Here is a 7981-nt window from a genome sequence, read left to right as displayed (position 1 = left end):
TGAGTCTTTTTGAGAAGACAGATGTATTTGCAATCCATAAATATCAGATCAGCGCCACCTTCAATGGCCTCTTTTAGCCCATCTCCATTTCTTCGGCTATTGCCATTGAGGATTTTAAGGTTTTTCGGGATACATCTTTTAATCCTCTTAGAAAGAAGACTATTCGTTATGGCTAAAAAAACATTATGCATGAAATTAATAGGTCTCCATAGATTAAATGTTTTTTAAAATAAGTTTATATTTAAAACGCATAATTTTAGCTTTTATTCAATAAAAGAGACATTACCTCTGCTCGTCTGCTGATACCAAGCTTCTTATAAGATTTATAGATATGTGTTTTTACGGTCTTTTCGCTGATGAAAAGTTTTTCTGCGATGGATTTATTACTGAATCCGTTTAACATCAAATTCAGGACTTCACGTTCTCTCTTCGAGAGACCGTTCAATAGATCCAGATTATAATTTTTCCTTCTTACATGTTTAGAAAATTCATCAAATACTACGGAAATAGACTCTCTATTTACCCAAACTTCACCTTTCTGGACTGCTTTAATAGCCTTTTCCAGTAACTGAGGTGATGTGTCGGGGTTTATAAAACCGCAAAAAAAAGAATAATGAATATAATGTAAAATCTTATCTCTTGTTGAATAACCAACTACAAGAATCTTGATATTAGATGGAATATTTTCATGAAGGAATTCATCATCAATTATAATAATATCAGGATGCCACATTAATGCATCTGATAGTTTTTCATATGATTGTAAAAAGGCATTTTTAAAAGATTGAATTTTATCTTTATCGATTTTTTTTGAGATTATTGCAACTTTTATCATTACAATTTATTATCTTATAATTCCACCCTCAAGGTTTTGAATTTTATATAATTTTAAACAAAATAAATTATAATATTTCTTTAAAATATGCAATAGTTTTTCCCAAGCCTTCTTCAAGGCTTGTTGTAGGTTCCCAGTTTAATATTTTTTTAGCTAATGATATATCTGGTTGCCTGCGTTTCGGGTCGTCATGAGGAAGTGGTTTAAAAACAATATCAGACTTTGATTTTGTCAGTTTAATAATCTTTCTGGCAAGTTCAATGATAGGAATTTCTGAAGAATTCCCCAGATTAACAGGACCGGTGAAATTATCAGGGCTTTCCATGATTTTAATAAAACCATCTATCATATCATCAACGTAGCAAAAACTTCTTGTCTGACTTCCATCTCCATAAATTGTTATATCTTCACCTTTCAATGCCTGGATAATAAAGTTGCTTATAACACGACCATCCCGAGGATGCATCCGGGGACCGTAAGTATTGAAGATACGGGCAACCTTTATCCTGAGTTTATGTTGACGGTAGTAATCAAAAAAAAGTGTTTCTGCACAGCGTTTACCCTCATCATAACAGGATCTAACACCTATGGGATTTACATTGCCCCAGTAATCTTCATGCTGCGGATGAATAGTTGGGTCTCCATATACTTCAGAAGTGGATGCCTGAAAAATTTTTGCTTTTAATCTTTTAGCCAATCCAAGCATATTTATTGCACCATGCACAGCGGTCTTTATAGTCTGTACTGGATCATGCTGATAGTGGATAGGTGAAGCAGGACAGGCTAAGTTATATATTTCATCCACTTCAACATAAAGAGGAAAGCAAATATCATGACGTAGAATTTCGAAATTTGGGTGGGATAACAAATGTGCTATATTAGAACGTCTGCTTGTATAAAAATTGTCGACACATAGAACTTCAAAATTATCCTTAAGAAGTCTTTCGCATAGATGAGAGCCTAAAAACCCTGCGCCTCCAGTGACTAAAATTCTTTTCAAAGAATAACGCTTATGCTTCATAACGCATTTACCTCTGTTTTTAAATTAGTGGTTTGCCATCAAAAAATTCATATTTTATACCCATTAATTTCAATACTGTAGGTGAAACATCCATAATATGAATTTTGCTGTCATTGATGGTTCTGTTTATAAAGAATGTTGCATTATCCTGTGTATGAGCACCTGTAAAAATACTCCTTCCGAAAAGGCTTGATTTATTTAGAGTTCCTTTAAGATCATAACCATGGTTCCCTACTACAACGAGGTCTGGTGCTCTATCTGTATATGTTCCTTTATATATCTCTTCTTTTGTATATATATTCCTGATAACCTTACTGCCATTAATCTCTAATGCAAGCAATTCTTCTTTAATTTTCATCCTGAGTTTTTCATATTCAGAACCACTTTCGACAATGCCACGTGGAAATTTTCCTTTAAGATTAATATAAATTCTAGCAGGATCGAGTGCGAATGCTTTTGTATTGGAATCAATCTGTTCAAGTGAATCCGGAGGAGCTTTTGTAAAATTTAGATATCCTTTATCACAAAGCCAGTAATTTATATAGACTTCTTGTTTTATGGAAGTAAAACCATGATCAGATATTATCATGAATGGGATATCATTGCAGACTGAAGCAATTTCTCCAATTAGCGAATCAACCTTTCTATAGAAGTCAATAAAAAAATTATGAAACTTATGCTCTTTGTTTTCATATGCATCCCACATGAAGTGGTGAAGCCTATCAGTTTCTGTAATAGTTCCGACAAATAGATCCCATTCTTCATTCTTCAGGAAATGAAGAATAGCCTCTGTCCTTTTTGAAAAAGTTACAAGCACATCTTCACAAAATGTTTCGAGAGATTGTTTCGCTTTTTGTGCATCAACATCCATTTTATAATTTATAGAATTCAGATATTCATAAGCCGATTCAGGATAGGTAGCTTTCTTAAGGTCTATAGCAACAAATCCTGCTGTTAGAATTCCATTAAGGGGTCGGGCAGGATATGTAGAAGGAACATTGAGGACAATACACTTATTCTCATGTTCGGTCAGAATATCCCATAAAGTGGGTGAAGTAATATTGTGAGAATTAGGGAAAAAAAGTTCATAGGTGCCTGGCTTTAAATCCATAAATCCATAAATACTATGTTTTCCAGGGTTTACACCGGTCATGAAGGTTGTCCATGAAGTAGAAGAAACTTCAGGGATTGAGGCAAACATCGGGGATAGAGTACCAGTGCTTGTAAGTGAGGATAGATTAGGCATGTCGCCTGCTTGAATTAAATCCCTCAGCAGACTGCAGGGTGTTCCATCGATTCCCAATATTACAACTTTCTTTTTTTTACCTTTTTTCAGAAAATCGAACATTACATATAACCTAAATCCCTTAATTTTTCCATTACGAGTTCTTTGTCCTGTCCTCTACCACTTCTTTCTGTAGTATGTTCCAGATCCTGCTGCCATGCTGGAATATCTGAATTTTTATAAGTTGTGCTTTTAGCACCGAGTGAACGGTAACCCTGTGAATAAAGAATACAGTATGGAATTTTATATTTATGTATAGCAGTCCATATATCTCTTTCCTTAAAATGTAGAATCGGATGGATACGATAATGATCTGGATTTGTTCGCGGGCTAAAATATTCCTCATTTTTTCTCGCTTCCTGTTCATCCCATCGGATAGCTGTTGCCAAAGCTGCAATCTTATATTCTTGAATAAACGTCTTCATCGGGACTGTTTTCATCAGGTGATTGCCGATATATGATTCTGGCTCAAAAGTGAATTCATCCTCGTTGAAATTTAGATTTCTGAGTTCCTGTCTGTTCGATTCGTTAAGGTCTTTTACTTTTATAATATCACCTATCTTTTTCACTTTTCCTGCGACATCAGTATTTTTTGCAATGACAATATCAAGATTCCATTGTTTTTTTAAAGTCTCGACAAACTCGAGGATTTCAGTGAAAACATCTCCTTCATCGATAAACATGCATTTAGGAATCTTAATAGAAAGTTCACTGCATACATTTTTGAAAAGCCATAAAAGCATTGTGCTATCCTTGCCTCCTGTAATTGCAAGGGCAATCTTTTCTTGACCAAACCTGCTGATAGCATCATTTATAATTTTTTTTGAAAAATCAATTTTTTCATCAATATTGAGACCTTCTAAATATTTTTGTTCATGGTCATTAATCACAAAATCCCCCTTTAAATAAAAAGATTAAAAATCCACTGGTTCATAACGATTTAATGAATAGGCCCTGAAGAAAGTAACTTTTCGACCTCGTTTTTAATTATAGTAGAAGGGATACCCCCATGTATTTTTAATACACCATTAATCAAAACAACTGGCGTATTTACTGCTCCAAGTCTTAAGAGATCCCTGATATCATCAAATTCTTCTTCACCGTCCATAAAAAGATCGATATATTCAACAAATACCACATAAGGATAAGAATATTTCATCTCCTTAGAGAGGTCCTCTGTTAGAGCTTTATTTGTTACTGCTATTTCAGAGCTATATTCATTATAAAATATATCTTCTTCAGGATTATCAAGAACCTGAATATGAATTCTTTGTAACATAAAGTTATCCTTTTTTCTATAAATTTAATATCATATTATCAATAAGCCTTGTAGAACCTATACGTATAGCTGCTGCCAGTAATACATCTTTTTTAATATTATAAATTTCTTCAAGCGTTACTGGATCATATACACCGATATAATCAATTTTTGTTACAGCAGGTTCTTTCAGTATTTTTTCCTGCATTATTTTTTGAATTTTCCTGCCGTCTATTATACCAGATTTAATAAGGTTTGAAGCTTCCAGAAGGGTTTTATAAATAATTGTTGCTGCTTTTCTTTGTTCAGTATCGAGGTATACATTTCTCGAACTCATGGCAAGACCATCAGTCTCTCTAACGGTAGGACATATGATTATATCAATATCAAGATCGAGGTCTTTAACCATCTGCTTTATAACGACCGTCTGCTGAAAATCTTTTTGACCGAAGTATGCACTTGTAGGTTTTACTATATTGAATAATTTCATTACAACTGTTGCAACACCTCTGAAATGGCCGGGTCTGAATGCTCCGCAGAGTTTTGTCGAAATTTTCTCAACATCAATATAGGTGAGGAAATCCTCTGGATACATTCCAGAGACATCAGGAAGGAAAAGTATATCAATGTTTTCCTTCTGTAGTTTTTTGGTATCTTCTTCGATATCTCTTGGGTATTTTGCATAATCCTCTGAAGGGCCAAACTGTATTGGATTGACAAATATGCTAACCACCGTAATATTATTATCCTGTCTTGCCCTTCTAACAAGACTTAGATGGCCTTCATGAAGTGCGCCCATGGTTGGGACGAAACCTATTGTCTTCCCTTTAAGCAGATGGTTTTTTGAAGTATACTGCATTATTCTGGGTATTCGGATAACTTCCATAGCTATGTTCCCATTAATCGACGTCTTTGATATACCCTATAAAAATAAAGATATTTTTGTCAAATTGGTTTGTGTAGTTCAACAGGAATTTTTAAGACTTTATATGGTAAAATTCAAATCTATGGAAGAATTTGGTATTATTGAAAGCGTTCATGGTAAGACAGCTACAGTGAAAATTCCCAGGAAAACAATGTGTGAGGGATGCAGTTTAGGAACTTGTAAACCTGCGGAACAATCAATGGAAATTGAGGCATTTAATCCTATTGATGCCCAGGTTGGACAAAGAGTAAAAGTTGTTATTAAGCCTTATACTTATCTCAAGGAGTCTTTTATTGTTTATGGTATTCCAGCTCTTTCCCTTGTAATAGGAGCTATTAGTGGAAAAGAAATCTTCAGCAGTTACTTCAGTAATATTGATTCAGATACTTTATCCGCTCTCTTTGGATTTGGTGCATTAATAATATCTTTTTTATTTATAAAAATATGGAGTATTTCATCAGGGAAAAAACAACATAATAAATCTGTCATTGAAAAAGTATTGAATGAGAAAGATTGGATTTAAATTTTATTAAAAAATTAAGGGGGTTTTATGGCAAATTTTGAGGTAGAAAAAATACGTACTGTTGCTGTTGTAGCTCATGGAGGTGCAGGCAAAACTTCTCTTGTAGAAACTATGTTATTTAATGCAGGAGCTATTGATAGACTCGGTCATGTTGAGGATGGAACGACTACAACAGATTTTGAACCCGAGGAAATTTCAAGGAAGATAACCATTTCCTCATCTGTTGCATTTTGTGACTGGAATACCTACCGCATTAATTTTATTGATACTCCTGGCTTTATTAATTTTATAGAAGACACGAGGAGTTGTCTGCGTGTTGTTGATGGAATAGTATTAATTGTGAGTGCTATTTCCGGAGTAAAAGCTGAAACGCAAAAGATATGGAAATACGCTTCTGATTATGAACTTCCGAGACTGATCTTTATAAATAAAATGGATAAAGAAAATGCCAGTTTTTCGAGAGCAGTTGGTGACATAGAAAAGGCTTTTGAGACTGAAGCCATACCGCTTCAGGTTCCATTAGGTTCCGGAGAAAACTTTAAAGGTATTGTTGACCTGATAAAGATGAAGGCTTTTAATTTTAAAAATAGTAAACCTGAAGAAATTGATATTCCATCTGATATTATCCCAGATGTCGAAGCATATAGAAAAAAACTTGTTGAAAAGATTGCAGAATCCGACGATACGCTATTAGAAAAATACCTTGAAGGAGGGGCTCTTTCAGATGATGAGATAATTAAAGGAGTAAAAGAAGGGTCAATTACAAAACGATTTATTCCTGTCACGTGTGGTTCTGCAATAAATAATATTGCTATTGCTAATCTCCTCGATGCGATTATTCTCTGTCTTCCGTCTCCAACAGAAATGTCGCGAATTTCACCGATAAAGGGAAAGAATATAAAGGATGGAAAAGACGTCGAAAAAAAGCCTCTTAAGGATGAATCTTTATCAGCATATGTTTTTAAGACAATAGCAGACCCTTTTGCGGGAAGGCTATCGATCTTCAGGGTTTATTCAGGAGTGCTTAAAGCCGACTCTAATGTTCTTAATGCAACAACAGGTGTAAAGGAAAGGATAGGGCAGGTCTACTATCTTCAGGGGAAAAAGCAAATACCTGCCCAGATTGTGGGACCAGGGGAGATAGGTGTTGTTGCAAAACTTAAAGAAACATATACTGGGGATACCCTATCTGACGAGGCTCATCCAATAGTTTTTGAAAAAGTAAAGTTTTCAGACCCTATTATTTCATATGCGATTGCACCAAAAAGCAAAGGCGATGAAGAGAAGGTAAGTGGTGGACTTCACAAGATTCTTGAAGAAGATCCAACTTTAAGATTTCAGCGTGATGAAGAGACAAAGGAAATGCTTCTTTCAGGAATGGGACAGGTACATCTTGAGGTTACACTTGAACGTTTAAAGAGAAAATTTGGGGTTGAAGTCATTATGAAGACCCCCAAAGTTCCTTATAGAGAAACGATCAAAGTCTCTACTCGTGCCCAGGGAAAATATAAAAAACAATCAGGTGGTAGAGGACAGTACGGAGACTGCTGGATAGAAATAGAACCTATGCCGAGAGGGAGTGGTTATGAGTTTGTAGATAAGATAGTCGGCGGTGTTATACCACAACAATATAGACCTGCAGTTGAAAAAGGAGTAGTTGAAACCATGAGAGAGGGAGTTATTGCAGGCTATCCTATAGTTGATATTAGAGTAACTTTATATGATGGATCATATCATTCAGTAGATTCATCCGAAATGGCATTCAAGATAGCAGGGTCTATGGCATTGAAGAAAGCAATGTTAGATGCCAAGCCAATTCTACTTGAACCTATAATGAAAGTAGAAGTAATCACACCAGATGATACACTGGGAGCAGTTATTGGCGATCTGAATTCAAAAAGGGGAAAAGTTCAGGGTGTTGAACCTCAGGCTGGTGGTAATCAGAAGATTATTGCACTTGTTCCTATGTCTGAGATGCTTGTATACGCAAATCAAATTCATAGTTTGACATCTGGCAGAGGGCTTTATTCAATGGAATTTTCTCATTACGAGGAACTGCCAAGTCATCTGGCACAGAAAATTATTGCTGAACGTGAAGCACAGAAGAAAGAAAGAGCTGAAGAAAAGTAACTTA

At 35.1% G+C, this 7981-nt stretch carries 9 protein-coding genes; 2 read left to right on the top strand and 7 right to left on the bottom strand.

The genetic code is table 11. The features are described from left to right. The 7 genes from HXY53_10430 to HXY53_10400 all read right to left on the bottom strand — a co-directional run. Positions 1-191: hypothetical protein (locus tag HXY53_10430; GenBank protein ID NWF76959.1), on the bottom strand; the 191-nt coding region annotated here is incomplete at its 3' end. Between the two features lie 65 nt (positions 192-256). Next, a complete protein-coding gene (locus tag HXY53_10425) occupies positions 257-835 on the bottom strand; it encodes a response regulator transcription factor (GenBank protein ID NWF76958.1) in 579 nt (192 codons plus the stop codon). Positions 836-902: 67 nt separating this feature from the next. After that, the gene (locus tag HXY53_10420) at positions 903-1856 is read right to left on the bottom strand and encodes an SDR family oxidoreductase (protein ID NWF76957.1); all 954 of its coding nucleotides are present in this window, start codon (positions 1854-1856) and stop codon (positions 903-905) included. Between the two features lie 19 nt (positions 1857-1875). Further along, positions 1876-3204, bottom strand: coding sequence for an alkaline phosphatase family protein (locus tag HXY53_10415; protein ID NWF76956.1), 1329 nt, complete (start codon positions 3202-3204; stop codon positions 1876-1878). Continuing rightward, positions 3204-4028 (bottom strand): phosphoadenosine phosphosulfate reductase family protein, encoded by an 825-nt coding sequence (locus tag HXY53_10410; GenBank protein NWF76955.1) that lies wholly within the window; start codon positions 4026-4028, stop codon positions 3204-3206. Before HXY53_10410 ends, HXY53_10415 begins: the two co-directional genes overlap by 1 nt. A 53-nt stretch (positions 4029-4081) precedes the next feature. After that, positions 4082-4420 (bottom strand): hypothetical protein, encoded by a 339-nt coding sequence (locus HXY53_10405; protein ID NWF76954.1) that lies wholly within the window; start codon positions 4418-4420, stop codon positions 4082-4084. A 16-nt stretch (positions 4421-4436) separates the two neighbouring features. Further along, complete coding sequence (locus HXY53_10400; GenBank protein NWF76953.1) at positions 4437-5285, bottom strand: pantoate--beta-alanine ligase; 849 nt, start codon at positions 5283-5285, stop codon at positions 4437-4439. A 103-nt stretch (positions 5286-5388) separates the two neighbouring features. Here HXY53_10400 and HXY53_10395 point away from each other — a divergent pair, with 103 nt between their 5' ends. Continuing rightward, positions 5389-5847: a SoxR reducing system RseC family protein gene (locus tag HXY53_10395; GenBank protein ID NWF76952.1), complete on the top strand. Its 459-nt coding sequence runs from the start codon at positions 5389-5391 to the stop codon at positions 5845-5847. A 27-nt stretch (positions 5848-5874) separates the two neighbouring features. Beyond that, the gene (fusA, locus tag HXY53_10390; GenBank protein NWF76951.1) at positions 5875-7977 is read left to right on the top strand and encodes an elongation factor G; all 2103 of its coding nucleotides are present in this window, start codon (positions 5875-5877) and stop codon (positions 7975-7977) included. Positions 7978-7981: the final 4 nt, after the last annotated feature.

It is taken from the genome of Nitrospirota bacterium (assembly GCA_013388455.1).
Lineage (GTDB): Bacteria > Nitrospirota > Thermodesulfovibrionia > Thermodesulfovibrionales > SM23-35 > JACAFF01.
The sequence above is the reverse complement of the archived record's forward strand: the minus strand, read 5'-3'. Positions and strand labels throughout refer to the sequence as shown.

Excerpts from the sequence above, each read along its gene's own strand:
- HXY53_10425 (NWF76958.1), bottom strand. The coding sequence starts at position 835 with ATGATAAAAGTTGCAATAATCTCAAAAAAAATCGATAAAGATAAAATT.
- HXY53_10420 (NWF76957.1), bottom strand. The coding sequence starts at position 1,856 with ATGAAGCATAAGCGTTATTCTTTGAAAAGAATTTTAGTCACTGGAGGC.
- HXY53_10415 (NWF76956.1), bottom strand. The coding sequence starts at position 3,204 with ATGTTCGATTTTCTGAAAAAAGGTAAAAAAAAGAAAGTTGTAATATTG.
- HXY53_10405 (NWF76954.1), bottom strand. The coding sequence starts at position 4,420 with ATGTTACAAAGAATTCATATTCAGGTTCTTGATAATCCTGAAGAAGAT.
- HXY53_10400 (NWF76953.1), bottom strand. The coding sequence starts at position 5,285 with ATGGAAGTTATCCGAATACCCAGAATAATGCAGTATACTTCAAAAAAC.
- HXY53_10395 (NWF76952.1), top strand. The coding sequence starts at position 5,389 with ATGGTAAAATTCAAATCTATGGAAGAATTTGGTATTATTGAAAGCGTT.
- fusA (NWF76951.1), top strand. The coding sequence starts at position 5,875 with ATGGCAAATTTTGAGGTAGAAAAAATACGTACTGTTGCTGTTGTAGCT.